The 19,324-nt window shown below is 52.6% G+C and carries 26 protein-coding genes; 23 read left to right on the top strand and 3 right to left on the bottom strand.

Annotated features, from left to right (window positions below; genetic code table 11):
• Positions 1-70: 70 nt before the first annotated feature.
• Positions 71-1,975, bottom strand: coding sequence for an ABC transporter ATP-binding protein (locus tag HF679_RS20540; RefSeq protein ID WP_123757361.1), 1,905 nt, complete (start codon positions 1,973-1,975; stop codon positions 71-73).
• A 173-nt stretch (positions 1,976-2,148) separates the two neighbouring features.
• On the opposite strand from HF679_RS20540, the gene kefG reads away from it, so the two are divergent.
• From kefG to slyD, 4 genes are all read left to right on the top strand, one after another.
• On the top strand, positions 2,149-2,712 hold the full coding sequence (gene kefG, locus HF679_RS20545) for a glutathione-regulated potassium-efflux system ancillary protein KefG (RefSeq protein WP_123757362.1): 564 nt from the start codon (positions 2,149-2,151) through the stop codon (positions 2,710-2,712).
• Positions 2,699-4,504 carry a glutathione-regulated potassium-efflux system protein KefB gene (gene kefB / locus HF679_RS20550; RefSeq protein ID WP_123757363.1) on the top strand — a complete coding sequence of 602 codons (1,806 nt, stop codon included), beginning with the start codon at positions 2,699-2,701 and terminating at the stop codon, positions 4,502-4,504. The genes kefG and kefB overlap by 14 nt, the downstream gene beginning before the upstream one ends.
• Before the next feature lie 14 nt (positions 4,505-4,518).
• Positions 4,519-4,719, top strand: coding sequence for a YheV family putative zinc ribbon protein (locus HF679_RS20555; protein WP_123757364.1), 201 nt, complete (start codon positions 4,519-4,521; stop codon positions 4,717-4,719).
• A gap of 94 nt (positions 4,720-4,813) precedes the next feature.
• Complete coding sequence (gene slyD, locus HF679_RS20560) at positions 4,814-5,392, top strand: peptidylprolyl isomerase (RefSeq protein WP_187042349.1); 579 nt, start codon at positions 4,814-4,816, stop codon at positions 5,390-5,392.
• A gap of 166 nt (positions 5,393-5,558) precedes the next feature.
• Here slyD and HF679_RS20565 read toward each other — a convergent pair whose 3' ends face one another.
• The gene (locus HF679_RS20565) at positions 5,559-5,777 is read right to left on the bottom strand and encodes a protein SlyX (RefSeq protein ID WP_123757366.1); all 219 of its coding nucleotides are present in this window, start codon (positions 5,775-5,777) and stop codon (positions 5,559-5,561) included.
• Between the two features lie 222 nt (positions 5,778-5,999).
• On the opposite strand from HF679_RS20565, the gene fkpA reads away from it, so the two are divergent.
• The 11 genes from fkpA to bfr all read left to right on the top strand — a co-directional run bounded on the left by fkpA (position 6,000) and on the right by bfr (position 14,406).
• Positions 6,000-6,830, top strand: coding sequence for an FKBP-type peptidyl-prolyl cis-trans isomerase (fkpA, locus tag HF679_RS20570; RefSeq protein ID WP_123757367.1), 831 nt, complete (start codon positions 6,000-6,002; stop codon positions 6,828-6,830).
• A 357-nt stretch (positions 6,831-7,187) separates the two neighbouring features.
• Positions 7,188-7,910 (top strand): transcriptional regulator, encoded by a 723-nt coding sequence (locus tag HF679_RS20575; RefSeq protein WP_004868391.1) that lies wholly within the window; start codon positions 7,188-7,190, stop codon positions 7,908-7,910.
• Positions 7,910-8,296 carry a sulfurtransferase complex subunit TusD gene (gene tusD, locus HF679_RS20580; protein ID WP_123757368.1) on the top strand — a complete coding sequence of 129 codons (387 nt, stop codon included), beginning with the start codon at positions 7,910-7,912 and terminating at the stop codon, positions 8,294-8,296. The genes HF679_RS20575 and tusD overlap by 1 nt, the downstream gene beginning before the upstream one ends.
• Complete coding sequence (tusC, locus tag HF679_RS20585; protein ID WP_154145018.1) at positions 8,296-8,655, top strand: sulfurtransferase complex subunit TusC; 360 nt, start codon at positions 8,296-8,298, stop codon at positions 8,653-8,655. The genes tusD and tusC overlap by 1 nt, the downstream gene beginning before the upstream one ends.
• Positions 8,656-8,662: 7 nt before the next feature.
• Positions 8,663-8,950 (top strand): sulfurtransferase complex subunit TusB, encoded by a 288-nt coding sequence (tusB, locus tag HF679_RS20590; RefSeq protein WP_123757370.1) that lies wholly within the window; start codon positions 8,663-8,665, stop codon positions 8,948-8,950.
• A gap of 124 nt (positions 8,951-9,074) precedes the next feature.
• Entirely contained in the window at positions 9,075-9,449 is a 375-nt protein-coding gene (gene rpsL, locus HF679_RS20595; RefSeq protein ID WP_002920115.1) for a 30S ribosomal protein S12, read from the top strand.
• A 95-nt stretch (positions 9,450-9,544) separates the two neighbouring features.
• On the top strand, positions 9,545-10,015 hold the full coding sequence (gene rpsG, locus HF679_RS20600) for a 30S ribosomal protein S7 (protein WP_004106370.1): 471 nt from the start codon (positions 9,545-9,547) through the stop codon (positions 10,013-10,015).
• 96 nt (positions 10,016-10,111) lie between these two features.
• Positions 10,112-12,226, top strand: coding sequence for an elongation factor G (gene fusA / locus HF679_RS20605; RefSeq protein ID WP_123757371.1), 2,115 nt, complete (start codon positions 10,112-10,114; stop codon positions 12,224-12,226).
• Positions 12,227-12,296: 70 nt separating this feature from the next.
• The gene (gene tuf / locus HF679_RS20610; protein WP_187042350.1) at positions 12,297-13,481 is read left to right on the top strand and encodes an elongation factor Tu; all 1,185 of its coding nucleotides are present in this window, start codon (positions 12,297-12,299) and stop codon (positions 13,479-13,481) included.
• A gap of 180 nt (positions 13,482-13,661) precedes the next feature.
• A complete protein-coding gene (gene bfd, locus HF679_RS20615; RefSeq protein WP_004106366.1) occupies positions 13,662-13,856 on the top strand; it encodes a bacterioferritin-associated ferredoxin in 195 nt (64 codons plus the stop codon).
• A 73-nt stretch (positions 13,857-13,929) separates the two neighbouring features.
• Positions 13,930-14,406 (top strand): bacterioferritin, encoded by a 477-nt coding sequence (gene bfr / locus HF679_RS20620; RefSeq protein WP_123753637.1) that lies wholly within the window; start codon positions 13,930-13,932, stop codon positions 14,404-14,406.
• A 7-nt stretch (positions 14,407-14,413) separates the two neighbouring features.
• Here the strand turns inward: bfr and HF679_RS20625 are convergent, their stop codons facing one another.
• A complete protein-coding gene (locus HF679_RS20625) occupies positions 14,414-14,857 on the bottom strand; it encodes a prepilin peptidase (protein ID WP_123753636.1) in 444 nt (147 codons plus the stop codon).
• A 380-nt stretch (positions 14,858-15,237) separates the two neighbouring features.
• Between HF679_RS20625 and rpsJ the strand changes: the two genes are divergently transcribed.
• The 8 genes from rpsJ to rpsC are packed head-to-tail and all read left to right on the top strand — an operon-like array spanning position 15,238 to position 19,323.
• Positions 15,238-15,549: a 30S ribosomal protein S10 gene (rpsJ, locus tag HF679_RS20630; protein ID WP_001181005.1), complete on the top strand. Its 312-nt coding sequence runs from the start codon at positions 15,238-15,240 to the stop codon at positions 15,547-15,549.
• A 32-nt stretch (positions 15,550-15,581) separates the two neighbouring features.
• Positions 15,582-16,211 (top strand): 50S ribosomal protein L3, encoded by a 630-nt coding sequence (gene rplC / locus HF679_RS20635; protein ID WP_004868374.1) that lies wholly within the window; start codon positions 15,582-15,584, stop codon positions 16,209-16,211.
• 10 nt (positions 16,212-16,221) lie between these two features.
• Positions 16,222-16,827 (top strand): 50S ribosomal protein L4, encoded by a 606-nt coding sequence (gene rplD, locus HF679_RS20640; RefSeq protein ID WP_000424395.1) that lies wholly within the window; start codon positions 16,222-16,224, stop codon positions 16,825-16,827.
• A complete protein-coding gene (gene rplW, locus HF679_RS20645) occupies positions 16,824-17,126 on the top strand; it encodes a 50S ribosomal protein L23 (protein ID WP_004868363.1) in 303 nt (100 codons plus the stop codon). Before rplD ends, rplW begins: the two co-directional genes overlap by 4 nt.
• A gap of 17 nt (positions 17,127-17,143) precedes the next feature.
• On the top strand, positions 17,144-17,965 hold the full coding sequence (gene rplB, locus HF679_RS20650) for a 50S ribosomal protein L2 (RefSeq protein ID WP_002919786.1): 822 nt from the start codon (positions 17,144-17,146) through the stop codon (positions 17,963-17,965).
• 16 nt (positions 17,966-17,981) lie between these two features.
• On the top strand, positions 17,982-18,260 hold the full coding sequence (gene rpsS, locus HF679_RS20655; RefSeq protein ID WP_001138115.1) for a 30S ribosomal protein S19: 279 nt from the start codon (positions 17,982-17,984) through the stop codon (positions 18,258-18,260).
• A 14-nt stretch (positions 18,261-18,274) separates the two neighbouring features.
• Positions 18,275-18,607, top strand: a complete 333-nt coding sequence (gene rplV / locus HF679_RS20660; protein ID WP_002919773.1) for a 50S ribosomal protein L22 — start codon at positions 18,275-18,277, stop codon at positions 18,605-18,607.
• A gap of 17 nt (positions 18,608-18,624) precedes the next feature.
• Positions 18,625-19,323: a 30S ribosomal protein S3 gene (gene rpsC / locus HF679_RS20665; protein ID WP_123753635.1), complete on the top strand. Its 699-nt coding sequence runs from the start codon at positions 18,625-18,627 to the stop codon at positions 19,321-19,323.
• Position 19,324 lies beyond the last annotated feature (1 nt).

The raw sequence follows: 19,324 nt of genomic DNA on the forward strand, positions 1-19,324 counted from the left end.
GGCGAAGCACGATGCGTTCCCATAAAACCACATCGCTGGATTTTCGCCTCTGTTATTAGCATACCCGGCTTTAGCCTTCCTGCAGCATTTGCTCCAACTGCTCTTGCGCCTCCAGCCAGGCCATTTCACACTCTTCCAGACCCGACTTCGCACTGGCCTGCTGCTGCAGGCAGGCGGTTAACTCCGCTTTGCGAGAGATGTCATACAGCTCGCTGTCGCCCAGCAGCTCTTCCGCCTGGGCAAGTTGTGTGTTGAGCTTCTCCATCTCTTTTTCGAGGCGGGTGATCTCTTTGCGCAGCGGTTGAGTCAGCGTACGCAGTTCGGCTTCCCGCCGTTTTTGATCTTTGCGGGCCTGGGCGCTGTTACCGGCCTCTTTCGGTGCTTCAGTGCTCTGGCTTTCCTGCTTTTGCGAGTCGCTGAGCCACTGCTGATAATCCTCCAGGTCGCCATCAAACGGCTCAACTTTGCCGTCGTGCACCAGATAGAGATCGTCAGTGGTCGAGCGGATCAGATGGCGATCGTGCGATACCACCACCAGTGCGCCTTCGAAATCAATCAGCGCTTCGGTTAAGGCCTGGCGCATATCGAGATCAAGGTGGTTGGTGGGTTCATCGAGCAGCAGCAGGTTCGGGCGCTGCCAGACGATGAGTGCCAGCACCAGTCGCGCTTTTTCACCGCCGGAGAAACGCTGGGTCTCTTCGTTGACCTTGTCGCTCTGGAAACCAAACCCGCCGAGATAATCGCGCAGCTTCTGCTCCAGCTCCTGTGGCGCCAGACGAGCCAGGTGCTGCAATGGCGATTCATCCGCGCGCAGGAACTCCAACTGATGCTGGGCAAAGTAGCCAAGCTTAATACCTTTGGCGAGGCCAATCTCACCGTGCAGCGGCTGGAGTTCACCGGCCAGCAGCTTAATCAGCGTCGATTTACCGGCGCCATTACGGCCTAACAGGCCGATACGGGAACCCGGCACCAGGTTGAGTTTGATGGAGTCCAGAATAATCCGCTCGCCGTATCCGGCGCTGACCTTCTCCATTTTCAACAGGGGATTGGGCAGGCTTTCCGGGGCGCGGAAGCTGAAGTGGAACGGGTTATCGACGTGGGCCGGGGCGATCAGCTCCATACGCTCCAGCATCTTGATACGGCTCTGTGCCTGCTTGGCTTTAGTGGCCTTGGCACGAAAACGGTCGATATAGCTCTGCAGATGCGCGACGCGCAGCTGCTGGCTTTCGTACATCGACTGCTGCTGCGACAGGCGGGTCGCGCGCTGGATTTCAAACGAGCTGTAGTTGCCGGTGTATTCGAACATGGTTTGCTGTTCGATATGAATGATTTTATCGACGATCGGATCGAGGAAGTCGCGGTCGTGAGAGATCAGAATCAGCGTGCCCGGATAGCCTTTGAGCCATTTTTCCAGCCAGATGACCGCGTCGAGGTCAAGGTGGTTGGTCGGTTCATCGAGCAGCAGTAAATCGGAACGGCAAATCAGCGCCTGCGCCAGGTTCAGACGCATACGCCAGCCGCCGGAAAAGTCGCTGACCGGGCTTTCGAGTTGTTCGTTGCTGAACCCCAGCCCGTGCAGCAGGCTGGCGGCGCGGGAGCGAATGGTCCAGGCATCGATGGCATCCAGCTTGCCGTGCACCGTGGCGATAGCGTGGCCGTCGTTCTGCTCGTTGGCGTGATGTAAATCCGCTTCAAGCTGGCGATATTCGCGATCGCCATCGATAACATAATCAATAGCGGGCTGCGGAAGTGCCGGGGTTTCCTGATTAACCCACGCCAGCTGCCAGCTGCCCGGGAAGGTCATACTGCCGCCGTCGGCGCTAATCTCGTTTTTCAAAAGCGATAGCAGCGTGGATTTCCCGCAGCCGTTTTTGCCCACCAGACCGACTTTCTGGCCAGGGTTGATGGTGGCAGTGGCGTTGTCCAGCAGGACTCGTACGCCGCGACGAATTTGTAACGAGGAGAAAACAATCATAAGGCGCCGTATGTTCTGACTATGTTAGTTTGTCATTATGATAATGTAATGTGGTAGCAAATAGCTCCACCGGGCCGCAATGGTAGCCCAAAACGAAGACGATAGACAAAGTCATTCTGGTTGCGTCAGGACGCAGCCATGTTAGAGGCCGCCAAAAGACATTCGGGAGGGGAATGATGTCTCAGACAGCGAAGGTTTTGCTGCTGTATGCCCACCCAGAATCCCAGGATTCCGTGGCCAACCGGGTTTTGCTTGAACCGGCTTTACAGTTGCCTAATGTCACCGTGCACGATCTTTATGCGCACTACCCCGATTTTTTTATCGATATTGCCCATGAGCAGGAACTCCTGCGCCAACATGAGGTGATTGTGTTCCAGCATCCGTTATACACCTGGAGCTGCCCGGCCTTACTGAAAGAGTGGCTGGACAGGGTTCTGAGCCGCGGCTTTGCCAGCGGTGCCGGAGGAAATCAGCTCGCGGGAAAGTACTGGCGCAGCGTGATCACCACCGGTGAGCCAGAAAGTGCCTACCGACGTGATGCAAACCGCTATCCGATGAACGATATTCTGCGGCCCTTTGAGCTGACGGCCGGCATGTGTCGCATGCACTGGATGAGTCCGATTATTGTCTACTGGGCTCGCCGGCAATCGCCCGACGATCTGAAAAGTCATGCCCGCGCCTACCGTGACTGGCTGGCCAATCCCATTACGGCAGGAGGAATTTATGGCGGGAGCTGATCTGCTGTTAGCCGGCGTCTTATTTCTGTTTGCTGCCGTGGTTGCGGTACCGCTGGCCGCCAGGCTCGGTATCGGTGCAGTCTTAGGCTATCTGCTGGCCGGAATTGCGATTGGCCCGTGGGGGCTGGGATTCATCAGTGATGTCGATGAGATCCTCCATTTCTCCGAGCTGGGCGTGGTGTTCCTGATGTTTATCATCGGGCTGGAACTGAATCCGTCTAAGCTGTGGCGCTTGCGCAGTTCGATCTTTGGCGTGGGGGCGGCGCAGGTGCTGCTCAGCGCGGGTATTCTCGGCGGCCTGCTGGTGCTGACCGGCTTCTCCTGGCAGGCGGCGGTGGTCGGCGGTATTGGGCTGGCGATGTCGTCCACGGCGATGGCGCTACAGTTGATGCGTGAGAAGGGAATGAGCCGGAGCGAATCCGGGCAACTGGGGTTTTCCGTCCTGCTGTTTCAGGATCTGGCGGTGATCCCGGCGCTGGCCCTGGTACCGCTGCTGGCGGGTCCCGGCGATGACCATTTTGACTGGGTCACGATCGGGATGAAGGTGCTGGCTTTCGGCGGCATGCTGATTGGCGGCCGCTTTTTGCTGAGGCCGGTTTTCCGCTTTATCGCCGGCTCCGGTGTGCGCGAAGTATTCACCGCTGCAACGCTGTTGCTGGTGCTGGGGTCGGCTCTGTTTATGGACGCCCTTGGCCTGTCGATGGCGCTCGGTACCTTTATTGCCGGCGTGCTGCTGGCCGAAAGCGAATATCGCCACGAGCTGGAGATTGCTATCGAGCCGTTTAAGGGACTTCTGCTCGGTCTGTTTTTTATCTCCGTGGGGATGGCGCTGAATCTTGGCGTGCTGTACACCCATTTGCTGTGGGTGGCGGCAAGCGTCGCGGTGCTGGTGGCGGTAAAAAGCCTGGTGCTGTATATCCTGGCAAGAGTGTATGGCTTGCGCAGCTCGGAACGAATGCAGTTTGCCGGGGTGCTGAGCCAGGGTGGAGAGTTTGCTTTTGTACTGTTCTCGCTGCCGGCTTCACTCCGACTGTTTGAAAACGATCAGATGGCGCTGCTGCTGGTGACGGTTACATTGTCGATGATGACCACGCCGCTCCTGATGACCCTGATAGATAGCGTGCTCTCCCGGCGTTTTAATCAGTCGGAAGAAGAAGATGAGGCGCCGTGGGTTGAGGATGATAAACCGCAGGTCATTATCGTCGGCTTTGGCCGTTTCGGGCAGGTGATCGGCCGCTTACTGATGGCCAATAAAATGCGTATTACCGTACTGGAGCGCGATATCAGCGCGGTTAATCTGATGCGCAAATATGGGTACAAGGTCTATTTTGGTGATGCTACTCAGCTGGAGTTGCTGCGCTCGGCAGGGGCCGAGGCGGCACAATCGATCGTGATCACCTGCAATGAGCCGGAAGATACTATGAAGCTGGTGGAGATGTGCCAGCAGCATTTCCCGCATCTCAATATCCTGGCGCGGGCGCGGGGCCGCGTTGAGGCCCATGAATTGCTGCAGGCCGGCGTGGTGCAGTTTTCGCGTGAGACTTTTTCCAGCGCCCTGGAGTTGGGGCGCAAAGCGCTGATTACCGTCGGCATGCACCCGCACCAGGCACAACGTGCGCAACTGCACTTTCGTCGTCTGGATATGCGAATGCTGCGCGAGTTAATGCCGGTAAATACTGATACGCTGCAGATATCACGCGTGCGGGAAGCGCGCCGGGAGCTGGAGGAGATTTTCCAGCGCGAGATGCAGAAAGAGAGCAGACAGCTTGATGGCTGGGATGAGTTTGAATAAAGGGTCATAAAAAGATGGCGGTACGTAAACGTTTTATTGCTGGCGCAAAATGTCCGACGTGCCAGGCTCAGGATTCACTGGCGATGTGGCGTGAAAATAATGTCGATATTGTTGAGTGTGTTAAGTGTGGGCACCAGATGCGTGAGGCGGATAAAGAGGCAAAAGAGCATGTCCGCAAAGATGAACAAGTGATTGGCATTTTTCATCCGGACTAGCGTTATCGCTCGCCTTTTTTTAAGCTAGAGGGTACACGGCTGCAGAATTCCGTTACAATCTGCGCCACTATTCTTCCCATGCTCAGGAGCAATCATGAAAGTAGCAAAAGACCTGGTGGTCAGCCTGGCCTATCAGGTACGTACAGAAGACGGTGTGTTGGTTGATGAGTCTCCGGTGAGCGCGCCGCTGGACTACCTGCATGGTCACGGTTCCCTGATCTCCGGCCTGGAAAATGCGCTGGATGGTCATGAAGTGGGCGACAAATTTGACGTAGAAGTCGGCGCGAACGACGCGTACGGCCAGTACGACGAAAACCTGGTTCAGCGTGTTCCTAAAGACGTCTTCATGGGCGTTGATGAACTGCAGGTCGGCATGCGTTTCCTGGCTGAAACCGACCAGGGTCCGGTACCGGTTGAAATCACCGAAGTTGATGACGAGCACGTTGTGGTTGATGGTAACCACATGCTGGCGGGTCAGAACCTGAAGTTCAACGTTGAAGTGGTTGCGATTCGCGAAGCGACGGCGGAAGAGCTGGAACACGGTCACGTACACGGTGCTCACGGCCACGATCATGACCACGATCATGATGGTTGCTGCGGCGGTCACGGCCACGACCACGGTCATGAACATGGCAAAGGTGGTTGCGGTAACGGTGGTTGCGGCTGCCACTAATACCTGACGTCTTTCAAGCGCAGGCGCGCTGTTAACGCCGGTACGTCGGGTGTTCTCAGGTTACCGCTATGTCGCGAGATAGTGGCTTGAAATTCTAAAGGTATTCAATCCGGTAGCATAGCTGCTACCGGATACAGAAAGCGGGGAAACCCGCTTTTTTTACGTCTCAATAATGTGGAGGAGGCGTTTCTTCGGCCTGTGACGCGATGTGCGATGACTGGGTGGCTTTCAGTTTTTCGACCATCAGACGCATATGCTCGCGCATTTTCGCCATCTCGATCTCATGGGCGGTAACGGTCTTGTTGAGGTCTTCAAGGGTGATTTCCTGAAATGCCAGCCGGCTTTCCAACTCCGCCAGGCGAGTCTCCAGTGTATTATCGTGCATGAGTTACCCCTTTTGTCGGATTTCGCGGGCGGATTCTACTGAATTTTCATCAGTTGTGCAGCAACCTGGCGTAAGGCAGGAAACTAATTTATACAAAAATAGTCTTAAAACGGGTGATATTCAGGAACGACTGTATGTAGATTTATCCTGCAACGTTCTATAGTACCCCTTTTGCATTTTACGATAACCCTGGGGTGAGATGCCCCGGCCCTGGAGAAATGGATGAAATCACTGTTTAAAGTAACGCTGCTGGCGACCACAATGGCTGTCGCCCTGAATGCACCGCTGACCTTTGCGGCTGATACTGCTGCGAAGGCGGCACCTGCGACGGAAAGCAAAGCGGCATTTAAAAATGACGATCAAAAATCTGCTTATGCGCTGGGTGCATCGCTGGGACGTTACATGGAAAACTCCCTGAAAGAACAAGAAAAACTGGGCATCAAGCTGGATAAAGATCAGCTGATCGCCGGTGTTCAGGATGCGTTTGCCAACAAGAGTAAACTGTCCGATCAAGAGATCGAGCAGACACTGCAGACTTTCGAAACTCGCGTAAAAACTGCTGCACAGCAGAAAATGGAAAAAGACGCGACTGAAAACGACGCGAAAGGCAAAGCCTATCGTGACACCTTCGCCAAAGAGAAGGGTGTAAAAACCTCTAAATCTGGCCTGCTGTACAAAGTTGAGAAAGAAGGTACCGGTGACGCACCGAAAGACAGCGACACCGTTGTCGTGAACTACAAAGGTACGCTGATCGACGGTAAAGAGTTCGATAACTCTTACACCCGTGGTGAGCCGCTCTCCTTCCGTCTGGACGGCGTGATCCCGGGCTGGACTGAAGGCCTGAAAAATATCAAGAAAGGCGGTAAAATCCAGCTGGTCATCCCACCGGATCTGGCTTACGGCAAAACAGGCGTACCGGGTATTCCGGCCAACTCCACCCTGGTATTTGACGTAGAACTGCTGGATATCAAGCCAGCACCGAAAGCCGATGCCAAGCCTGAAGCAGCGGCTGACGCAGCAGCAGCAGCACCGGCTGCAGACGCCAAGAAGTAATCTGGTTTAAGCCGCCGCCCTCAAAGGCGGCGGCTTTTTTATTTGGGGCGGATATAATTAAAACTGGAAAGTGCCTCAAGCGCTGTATTACTTTAGATAGCTTAATAATGATGATGAGCCTGCCCTGACGAGCTACACTTCATCCTTCAAGCTGCATCTACGTTGGCCGCACCCGCTAATATCGGTGACCATCGGAGTCAGCTCCGGGAATCATAAGAGACGTCGTGCCTCTTACTGAGCCAGCTTCTGGCTGGTCAAATTCGTTGCTGATGAATTTGTCCTGGACTTGTGCCGCAACGCACCTTGAATGATTTGGTGTAAAAAATGACAGGCTCCTGAAAAGGAGTGCTTTTTTTCATGTCCAGGTCGCTTTTAACCAACGAAACCAGTGAGCTTGACCTGCTGGATCAACGTCCTTTCGACCAGACCGACTTCGATATCCTCAAATCCTATGAAGCGGTGGTGGACGGGTTAGCGATGCTCATTGGTTCCCATTGTGAGATCGTGCTGCATTCCCTACAGGATTTGAAATGCTCCGCTATCCGCATCGCCAACGGTGAACATACCGGTCGCCAAATCGGCTCGCCTATTACCGACCTCGCGCTGCGGATGCTGCACGATATGACGGGTGCCGACAGCAGCGTTTCCAAATGTTACTTTACGCGGGCCAAAAGCGGCGTCCTGATGAAGTCGGTCACGATTGCTATCCGCAACCGCGAGCATCGGGTCATTGGTCTGCTGTGCATCAACATGAACCTCGATGTTCCGTTCTCCCAAATCATGAGCACCTTTATTCCGCCGGAAACGCCGGAGGTGAACTCGCAGGTGAACTTTGCATCGTCTGTTGATGACCTGGTCGCACAAACGCTTGAGTTCACGATTGAGGAAGTCAATGCGGACCGCAATGTGTCCAACAATGCCAAAAACCGCCAGATTGTCCTGAACCTCTACGAGAAAGGGATCTTTGATATCAAAGATGCCATTAACCAGGTCGCCGATCGGCTCAATATTTCCAAACATACGGTCTACCTCTACATTCGCCAGTTTAAGAGTGGCGATTTCCAGGGGCTGGATAAGTAATGCGTTTTGCCATTACGGTGACAGGCCCGGCCTACGGTACACAACAGGCTAGCAGTGCCTGGCAGTTTGCTCAGGCGGTTCTGCAAGAGGGTCATGAACTGGCCTGCATTTTTTTCTATCGTGAAGGTGTCTATAACGCTAACCAGCTGACGGCGCCTGCCAGCGATGAGTTTGACCTGGTGCGCGCGTGGCAACGCCTGCATGACGAACATGCGGTTGCTTTGCACATTTGTGTTGCGGCTGCACTGCGCCGTGGCGTAACCGATGAGCGGGAAGCTCAGCAGCTTGGCTTGCCGGGCCATAATCTGCAGCCAGGGTTTACGTTGAGCGGCCTGGGCGCGCTGGCCGAAGCGTCTTTAACCTGCGATCGGATGGTGCAGTTCTGATGAAACGCGTGGCCTTTGTTTTTTCTTCCGCGCCGCACGGCACGGCTTCCGGCAGGGAAGGTCTGGATGCACTGCTGGCGACCTCTGCACTCACCGATGAGCTGGGCGTTTTCTTTGTTGGCGACGGTGTCTTTCAGCTGTTGCCGGGGCAAACCCCGTCAGCGGTGCTTGCCCGCGACTATATCGCCACCTTTAAGCTGCTGTCTTTGTATGACATCGACGCCTGCTGGATATGTGCGGCTTCCGTCCGTGACCGTGGTCTTGATGCAGCTACACCGTGGATTGTCGATGTTGAATGGCTGGAACCCGAGGCGCTACGCGCCCGGCTCGATGATTTCAACGTGATTCTGCGGTTTTGAGGTTCTGATGCTCCACACCTTAAGCGTTTCTCCCTGGCATGCCGATATCGCCACCATGCTCCGTCTGATGAACGCCGGGGATGACCTGCTGCTGTTATCGGATGGCGTCACTGCCGCCATCGCCGGTAGCCGCTTCCTTGAAATGTTGCAGTCTGCCCCCATAACCATTCATGTTCTGCAAGATGACATCGATGCCCGCGGGCTGACTGGTCAAATTTCAGACAGTGTCGTCAGGGTTGGCTATACTGATTTCGTCAGAATGTCGATCAAACATCCCGGGCAATTGGCCTGGTAATGACGGGATTGTTGTATATTTCTTGACACCTTTTCGGCACCGCCCTAAAATTCTGCGTCCTCATATTATATGAGGCGATTTATTACGTGTTTACGAAGCAAAAGCTAAAACCAGGAGCTATTTAATGGCAACAATTAACCAGCTGGTACGCAAACCACGCGCACGCAAAGTTGCAAAGAGCAACGTGCCTGCACTGGAAGCCTGCCCGCAGAAACGTGGCGTATGTACTCGTGTATATACCACCACTCCTAAAAAACCGAACTCCGCACTGCGTAAAGTTTGCCGTGTTCGTCTGACTAACGGTTTCGAAGTCACCTCCTACATCGGTGGTGAAGGTCACAACCTGCAGGAACACTCCGTGATCCTGATCCGTGGCGGTCGTGTTAAAGACCTTCCGGGTGTTCGTTACCACACCGTTCGTGGTGCGCTTGACTGCTCCGGCGTTAAAGACCGTAAGCAAGCTCGCTCCAAGTATGGCGTGAAGCGTCCTAAGGCTTAATGGTTCTCCGTTAAGTAAGGCCAAACGTTTTATATTAATGTCAAACTAAACTCTTTGAGTTTTGGACAATCCTGAATTAACAACGGAGTATTTCCATGCCACGTCGTCGCGTCATTGGTCAGCGTAAAATCCTTCCAGATCCTAAGTTCGGATCAGAACTGCTGGCAAAATTTGTCAACATCCTGATGGTAGATGGTAAAAAATCTACTGCAGAAGCAATCGTATACAGCGCGCTGGAGACCCTGGCTCAGCGTTCTGGTAAAAATGAACTGGAAGCTTTCGAAGTCGCTCTGGACAACGTCCGTCCGACCGTCGAAGTTAAGTCCCGCCGCGTAGGTGGTTCTACTTATCAGGTTCCAGTTGAAGTCCGTCCGGTTCGTCGTAATGCCCTGGCAATGCGTTGGATCGTAGAAGCTGCTCGTAAACGTGGTGATAAATCCATGGCTCTGCGTCTGGCGAACGAACTTTCTGACGCTGCAGACAACAAAGGTACTGCAGTTAAGAAACGTGAAGACGTTCACCGTATGGCAGAAGCCAACAAGGCGTTCGCACACTACCGTTGGTAATCCCTTCGGAGTCATAGTCACCAGGCGGGCGCTTCAGGTAAGTCGCCCGTACTGGATAACTTAACTGAACGCCTAAAGAAACAAACGAGGAATCAAATGGCTCGTACAACACCCATCGCACGCTACCGTAACATCGGTATCAGTGCGCACATCGACGCCGGTAAAACCACTACTACCGAACGTATTCTGTTCTACACCGGTGTAAACCACAAAATCGGTGAAGTTCATGACGGCGCAGCAACCATGGACTGGATGGAGCAGGAGCAGGAGCGTGGTATTACTATCACCTCCGCAGCGACTACTGCATTCTGGTCTGGTATGGCTAAGCAGTATGAACCGCATCGCGTTAACATCATCGACACCCCGGGGCACGTTGACTTCACCATCGAAGTAGAACGTTCCATGCGTGTGCTTGATGGTGCAGTAATGGTTTACTGCGCAGTTGGTGGTGTTCAGCCACAGTCTGAAACCGTATGGCGTCAGGCAAACAAATATAAAGTTCCGCGTATTGCGTTCGTTAACAAAATGGACCGCATGGGCGCGAACTTCCTGAAAGTTGTTGGTCAGATCAAATCCCGTCTGGGCGCGACTCCGGTTCCGCTGCAGCTGGCAATTGGTGCTGAAGAAGGTTTCACCGGTGTTGTTGACCTGGTGAAAATGAAAGCCATCAACTGGAACGAAGAAGACGCAGGCGTTACCTTCACTTATGAAGATATTCCGGCTGACATGCAGGATCTGGCTGATGAATGGCACCAGAACCTGATCGAGTCCGCTGCAGAAGCTTCAGAAGAGCTGATGGAGAAATACCTGGGTGGTGAAGAACTGACTGAAGAAGAGATCAAGAAAGCTCTGCGTCAGCGCGTTCTGAACAACGAAATCATCCTGGTAACCTGTGGTTCTGCGTTCAAGAACAAAGGTGTTCAGGCGATGCTGGATGCGGTAATTGATTACCTGCCATCCCCGGTTGATGTACCTGCGATCAACGGTATTCTGGACGACGGTAAAGACACTCCGGCTGAGCGTCACGCTAGCGATGACGAGCCGTTTGCTGCTCTGGCATTTAAAATTGCTACCGACCCGTTCGTGGGTAACCTGACCTTCTTCCGTGTGTACTCCGGTGTGGTTAACTCTGGTGATACCATCCTGAACTCCGTGAAATCCGCACGTGAGCGTTTCGGTCGTATCGTACAGATGCACGCTAACAAACGTGAAGAGATCAAAGAAGTTCGCGCGGGCGATATCGCCGCAGCTATCGGTCTGAAAGACGTAACTACTGGTGACACCCTGTGTAACCCAGATGCGCCGATCATTCTGGAGCGTATGGAATTCCCGGAACCGGTAATCTCCATCGCTGTTGAACCGAAAACCAAAGCTGACCAGGAAAAAATGGGTCTGGCTCTGGGTCGTCTGGCTAAAGAAGACCCGTCATTCCGCGTATGGACTGACGAAGAATCTAACCAGACCATTATCGCCGGTATGGGTGAACTGCACCTCGACATCATCGTTGACCGTATGAAGCGTGAATTCAACGTTGAAGCGAACGTCGGTAAACCTCAGGTTGCTTACCGCGAAGCGATTCGCTCTAAAGTTACCGATATCGAAGGTAAACATGCTAAGCAGTCTGGTGGTCGCGGTCAGTATGGTCACGTTGTGATCGACATGTACCCACTGGAGCCGGGCTCAAATCCGAAAGGATACGAGTTCATCAACGACATCAAAGGTGGTGTAATTCCTGGCGAATACATCCCGGCCGTTGATAAAGGCATCCAGGAACAGCTGAAAGCTGGTCCGCTGGCAGGTTACCCGGTAGTTGATCTCGGTGTGCGTCTGCACTTCGGTTCTTACCATGACGTTGACTCCTCTGAGCTGGCGTTTAAACTGGCTGCTTCTATTGCCTTTAAAGATGGCTTTAAGAAAGCGAAACCAGTTCTGCTTGAGCCAATCATGAAGGTTGAAGTAGAGACTCCGGAAGAGAACACTGGTGATGTCATCGGTGACCTTAGCCGTCGTCGTGGTCAGCTGAAAGGCCAGGAATCTAACGCTACTGGCGTACAGATTCATGCTGAAGTTCCGCTGTCTGAAATGTTCGGATATGCAACTCAGCTGCGTTCTCTGACCAAAGGTCGTGCTTCTTACTCCATGGAGTTCCTGAAGTATGATGACGCGCCGAACAACGTTGCTCAGGCCGTAATTGAAGCCCGTGGTAAATAAGCCGTAGGGTTAAAACCAAAATCCCGTGCTCTCTCCTGATGGGGAGAGCACTATAGTAAGGAATATAGCCGTGTCTAAAGAAAAATTTGAACGTACAAAACCGCACGTCAACGTCGGTACTATCGGCCACGTTGACCATGGTAAAACTACTCTGACCGCTGCAATCACTACCGTTCTGGCTAAAACCTACGGTGGTTCTGCTCGTGCATTCGACCAGATCGATAACGCACCAGAAGAAAAAGCTCGTGGTATCACCATCAACACTTCCCACGTTGAATATGACACCCCGACTCGCCACTACGCACACGTAGACTGCCCGGGCCACGCCGACTATGTTAAAAACATGATCACCGGTGCTGCTCAGATGGACGGCGCGATCCTGGTTGTTGCTGCGACTGACGGCCCGATGCCGCAGACTCGTGAGCACATCCTGCTGGGTCGTCAGGTAGGCGTTCCTTACATCATCGTGTTCCTGAACAAATGCGACATGGTTGATGACGAAGAGCTGCTGGAACTGGTTGAGATGGAAGTGCGTGAGCTGCTGTCTCAGTACGACTTCCCGGGCGACGACACTCCGATCATCCGTGGTTCTGCTCTGAAAGCGCTGGAAGGCGAAGCAGAGTGGGAAGCTAAGATCGTTGAGCTGGCTGGCTACCTGGATTCTTACATCCCGGAACCAGAGCGTGCGATTGACAAGCCGTTCCTGCTGCCGATCGAAGACGTATTCTCCATCTCCGGCCGTGGTACTGTTGTTACCGGTCGTGTAGAGCGCGGTATCGTTAAAGTTGGCGAAGAAGTTGAAATCGTTGGTATCAAAGAGACTGCTAAGTCTACCTGTACTGGCGTAGAAATGTTCCGCAAACTGCTGGACGAAGGCCGTGCTGGTGAGAACGTTGGTGTTCTGCTGCGTGGTATCAAACGTGAAGAAATCGAACGTGGTCAGGTACTGGCTAAGCCGGGTTCCATCAAGCCGCACACCAAATTCGAATCTGAAGTGTACATCCTGTCCAAAGATGAAGGCGGCCGTCATACTCCGTTCTTCAAAGGCTACCGTCCGCAGTTCTACTTCCGTACAACTGACGTGACTGGTACCATCGAACTGCCGGAAGGCGTAGAGATGGTAATGCCGGGCGACAACATCAAAATGGTTGTTACCCTGATTCACCCGATCGCGATGGACGATGGTCTGCGTTTCGCAATCCGTGAAGGCGGCCGTACTGTTGGTGCGGGCGTTGTAGCTAAAGTTCTGGGCTAATTTATTAGTTCTGAATTAAAAAGGGCGCTCAGGCGCCCTTTTTGCTGCCTGCCATTTACGACGACAGCAATGTTGTCGCTTGATTAAAACGTGCTTCACTGCCGGTATTTCACCAATAGTCTATTGTAATTATAACTATTCTCATTTACACTTTTGATCATAAATTGAACGGGAGTCGGTATGTACGTTTGTTTGTGTAATGGTGTAAACGATAAAAAAATTCGTCAGGCCGTACGTCAATTTCATCCTCAATCTTTTCAGCAACTGCGCAAATTCATTCCTGTGGGAAATCAATGCGGTAAGTGTGTCCGTGCCGCCCGCGAGATTATGGAAGATGAATTAACCCGCATGCCTGAGTACCAGGAGATCGCTTAAGCGCTCCGGGTTTTCTTTGACATCTATATAGCCCGAACTACGCTTCAATAAGTGGAAGCGGAGGGACTATATAATGAAAGGTGATGTCAAAATCATAAGTTATCTCAATAAATTATTGGGAAATGAGCTTGTCGCAATAAATCAGTACTTTCTTCATGCCAGGATGTTCAAAAACTGGGGCCTGATGCGCCTCAATGATGTTGAATATCATGAGTCCATCGATGAAATGAAACACGCCGATAAATACATCGAGCGGATTTTGTTTCTCGAAGGCATTCCCAATCTGCAGGATCTCGGAAGACTGGGCATCGGTGAAGATGTCGAGGAGATGTTGCAATCTGATTTAAGACTGGAGCTGGAAGGCGCAAAAGATCTGCGTGAAGCGATCGCTTATGCCGATAGCGTTCACGACTATGTCACTCGCGACATGCTGATCGAAATTCTTACTGATGAGGAAGGCCATATTGACTGGCTGGAAACAGAGTTGGATCTGATCGGTAAAATCGGGCTACCAAACTATCTTCAGTCACAGATCAAAGTGGCAGACTAACTCGCGTTTACCATCCACACCAAAAACCCGCTGCAGCCAAAAAAGGGCCAAACGGCAGCGGGTTGTTTAATGACCCCATCGTTTTACCCGACAGCATCAAAATCAGCCATCCGCCACAGGCCAGAAGTGAGGCCATAAAGATTAACTGTGGTAACAGTTGCCAGCCATGCCAGGCGCCGAGCGCGGCCAGAAATTTTACATCCCCATAGCCTAATCCTTCATAGCCGCGAATCCCGCGATAAAACCAGTAGATCAACGCGAAGGCGAGATAGCCGGCGATGGCACCTGCAACGGCATGTTCCAGTTTCAGTGGGGCATAACAAAGATAATAGAGAAGGCCACTCCAAAGCAGGGGACAGGTCAGGCGGTCAGGAAGTAACCCGTCCCGTAGATCGTACCAGCACAGCGCGAGTGTAAAACTGCTATAGACAAGTAAGTAGGGGAGTGCCATCGATTCATTGCCCTGGCTGCGGAGTGTATACGCAGAGTCTGGAAGAAAGGGGGGCCAGTGGCAAAGGGCAGAGCTGACAAGCGCGAGCGGCTTTCCGAGGTTTTGACCCTATTTCATAGTGTTTCGGTGCCTGGCCGGGCCGGCACGCAAAAATGATTGCTGATTTTGTATGCAGTACTTGCGTAAGGCCGGAATTTGCGTATAATGCGCGGGCCTGTCAAAATTGGCAGGCTGGTTCGCTATGAACCCTGATAGAGCAGTTAGCTATCAAACAATGTTCCCAATCGGGGAACTATGTAAGAACGGTTACACTCTCCCATCAATCGTAATGGGTATGAGGAGTAATCATTTCGTCTATAAATAATTGGAGCTCTGGTCTCATGCAGAACCAAAGAATCCGTATCCGTCTTAAAGCGTTTGATCATCGTCTGATCGATCAATCAACCGCGGAAATCGTCGAGACTGCCAAGCGCACTGGTGCGCAGGTTCGTGGTCCGATCCCGCTGCCGACCCGCAAAGAGCGCTTTACCGTTCTGATCTCTCCGCACGTCAACAAAGATGCGCGTGATCAGTACGAAATTCGCACTCACAAGCGTCTGGTTGACATCGTTGAGCCAACTGAGAAAACCGTTGATGCTCTGATGCGTCTGGATCTGGCTGCCGGTGTAGACGTGCAGATCAGCCTGGGTTAATCAGGTCATCGAGCGATTGAGAGGTTGAAACAATGATTGGTTTAGTCGGTAAAAAAGTGGGCATGACCCGCATCTTCACTGAAGATGGCGTATCTATCCCAGTAACCGTAATCGAAGTTGAAGCAAACCGTGTTGCACAGGTCAAAGACCTGGCTAACGATGGTTACCGCGCAATTCAGGTTACCACCGGTGCTAAAAAAGCTAACCGTGTAACCAAGCCGGAAGCTGGTCACTTCGCTAAAGCTGGCGTAGAAGCTGGCCGTGGTCTGTGGGAATTCCGTCTTGCTGACGGCGAAGAATTCACCGTAGGTCAGAGCATTAGCGTAGAACTGTTTGCTGACGTTAAAAAAGTTGACGTAACCGGTACCTCTAAAGGTAAAGGTTTCGCCGGTACCGTTAAGCGCTGGAACTTCCGTACCCAGGACGCTACTCACGGTAACTCCTTGTCTCACCGCGTTCCGGGTTCTATCGGTCAGAACCAGACTCCGGGCAAAGTGTTCAAAGGCAAGAAAATGGCAGGTCAGCTGGGTAATGAGCGTGTCACCGTTCAGAGCCTGGACGTAGTACGTGTTGACGCTGAGCGCAACCTGCTGCTGGTTAAAGGTGCTGTCCCGGGTGCAACCGGTAGCGACCTGATCGTTAAACCAGCTGTGAAGGCGTGAGGAGATAGCAATGGAATTAGTATTGAAAGACGCGCAGAGCGCGCTGACTGTTTCCGAAACTACCTTCGGTCGTGATTTCAACGAAGCGCTGGTACACCAGGTTGTTGTTGCTTATGCAGCTGGTGCTCGTCAGGGTACTCGTGCTCAGAAGACTCGTGCTGAAGTAACTGGTTCAGGCAAAAAGCCGTGGCGCCAGAAAGGTACCGGCCGTGCGCGTTCAGGTTCTATCAAGAGCCCGATCTGGCGTTCCGGTGGCGTAACCTTCGCTGCTCGCCCGCAGGACCACAGTCAAAAAGTTAACAAAAAGATGTACCGCGGCGCGCTGAAAAGCATTCTGTCCGAACTGGTACGTCAGGATCGTCTGATCGTTGTCGAGAAGTTCTCTGTTGAAGCGCCTAAAACTAAGCTGCTGGCACAGAAACTGAAAGACATGGCTCTGGAAGATGTGCTGATCATCACCGGTGAGCTGGACGAGAACCTGTTCCTTGCTGCGCGCAACCTGCACAAGGTTGACGTACGCGATGCAACTGGTATCGACCCGGTTAGCCTGATCGCCTTCGACAAAGTCGTAATGACTGCTGATGCTGTTAAGCAAGTTGAGGAGATGCTGGCATGATTCGTGAAGAACGTCTGCTGAAGGTGCTGCGTGCACCGCACGTTTCTGAAAAAGCGTCTGCTGCGATGGAAAAAACAAACACCATCGTTCTCAAAGTTGCTAAAGACGCGACTAAAGCAGAAATCAAAGCTGCTGTGCAGAAACTGTTTGAAGTCGAAGTCGAAGTCGTTAACACCCTGGTAGTTAAAGGGAAAGTTAAACGTCACGGACAGCGTATCGGTCGTCGTAGCGACTGGAAAAAAGCTTACGTCACCCTTAAAGAAGGCCAGAATCTGGACTTCGTTGGCGGCGCTGAGTAAGTCGGAGGAGTAATACAATGGCAGTTGTTAAATGTAAACCGACATCTCCGGGTCGTCGCCACGTTGTTAAAGTGGTTAACCCTGAGCTGCACAAGGGCAAACCTTTTGCTCCGTTGCTGGAAAAAAACAGCAAATCCGGTGGTCGTAACAACAATGGCCGTATCACCACCCGTCATATCGGTGGTGGCCACAAGCAGGCTTACCGTATTGTTGACTTCAAACGCAACAAAGATGGTATCCCGGCAGTTGTTGAGCGTCTTGAGTACGATCCGAACCGTTCCGCGAACATCGCGCTGGTTCTGTACAAAGATGGCGAGCGCCGTTACATCCTGGCCCCTAAAGGCCTGAAAGCTGGCGACCAGATTCAGTCTGGCGTTGATGCTGCAATCAAAGCAGGTAACACCCTGCCGATGCGCAATATCCCGGTTGGTTCTACCGTTCATAACGTAGAAATGAAACCAGGTAAAGGCGGTCAGCTGGCACGTTCCGCTGGTACTTACGTTCAGATCGTTGCTCGTGATGGTGCTTATGTCACCCTGCGTCTGCGTTCTGGTGAAATGCGTAAAGTCGAAGCAGACTGCCGCGCTACTCTGGGCGAAGTTGGCAATGCTGAGCATATGCTGCGCGTTCTGGGTAAAGCAGGTGCTGCACGCTGGCGTGGTGTTCGTCCTACCGTTCGCGGTACTGCGATGAACCCAGTCGACCACCCACATGGTGGTGGTGAAGGTCGTAACTTTGGTAAGCACCCGGTATCCCCGTGGGGCCTGCAGACCAAAGGTAAGAAGACCCGCAGCAACAAGCGTACTGATAAATTCATCGTACGTCGCCGTAGCAAATAATATTAGAGGATAAGCCATGCCACGTTCTCTCAAGAAAGGTCCTTTTATTGACCTGCACTTGCTGAAGAAGGTAGAGAAAGCGGTGGAAAGCGGAGACAAGAAGCCCCTGCGCACTTGGTCCCGTCGTTCAACGATCTTTCCTAACATGATCGGTTTGACCATCGCTGTCCATAATGGTCGTCAGCACGTTCCAGTTTTTGTTTCCGACGAAATGGTTGGTCACAAACTGGGTGAATTCGCACCGACTCGTACTTATCGCGGCCATGCTGCTGATAAAAAAGCGAAGAAGAAATAAGGTAGGAGGAAGAGATGGAAACTTTAGCTCAACATCGCCATGCTCGTTCTTCTGCTCAGAAGGTTCGCCTTGTAGCTGACCTGATTCGCGGTAAGAAAGTGTCGCAGGCCCTGGATATTCTGACCTACACCAACAAGAAAGCTGCTGTATTGGTCAAGAAGGTACTGGAATCTGCCATTGCTAACGCTGAACACAACGATGGCGCTGACATTGACGATCTGAAAGTTGCGAAAATTTTCGTAGACGAAGGCCCGAGCATGAAGCGCATTATGCCGCGTGCGAAAGGTCGTGCAGATCGCATCCTGAAGCGCACCAGCCACATCACTGTGGTTGTGTCCGATCGCTGAGACTCTGGAGACTAGCAATGGGTCAGAAAGTACATCCTAATGGTATTCGCCTGGGTATTGTCAAACCATGGAACTCTACCTGGTTCGCGAACACCAAAGAATTCGCTGACAACCTGGACAGCGATTTTAAAGTACGTCAGTTCCTGACTAAAGAACTGGCTAAAGCGTCCGTATCTCGTATCGTTATCGAGCGTCCGGCTAAGAGCATCCGTGTGACCATTCACACTGCTCGCCCGGGCATCGTTATCGGTAAGAAAGGCGAAGACGTAGAAAAACTGCGCAAGGTCGTAGCGGATATCGCTGGCGTTCCTGCACAGATCAATATCGCCGAAGTTCGTAAGCCAGAACTGGACGCTAAATTGGTTGCTGACAGCATCACTTCTCAGCTGGAACGTCGCGTTATGTTCCGTCGTGCTATGAAGCGTGCTGTACAGAACGCAATGCGTCTGGGCGCTAAAGGTATCAAAGTTGAAGTTAGCGGCCGTCTGGGCGGCGCGGAAATCGCACGTACCGAATGGTACCGCGAAGGTCGCGTACCGCTGCACACTCTGCGTGCTGACATCGACTACAACACCTCTGAAGCGCGTACCACTTACGGTATTATCGGCGTTAAGGTATGGATCTTCAAAGGCGAGATCCTGGGTGGTATGGCTGCTGTTGAACAACCGGAACCGGCTGCTCAACCTAAAAAGCAGCAGCGTAAAGGCCGTAAATAAG

It is taken from the genome of Enterobacter sp. JUb54, from assembly GCF_014298075.1.
Lineage (GTDB): Bacteria > Pseudomonadota > Gammaproteobacteria > Enterobacterales > Enterobacteriaceae > Klebsiella > Klebsiella lignicola.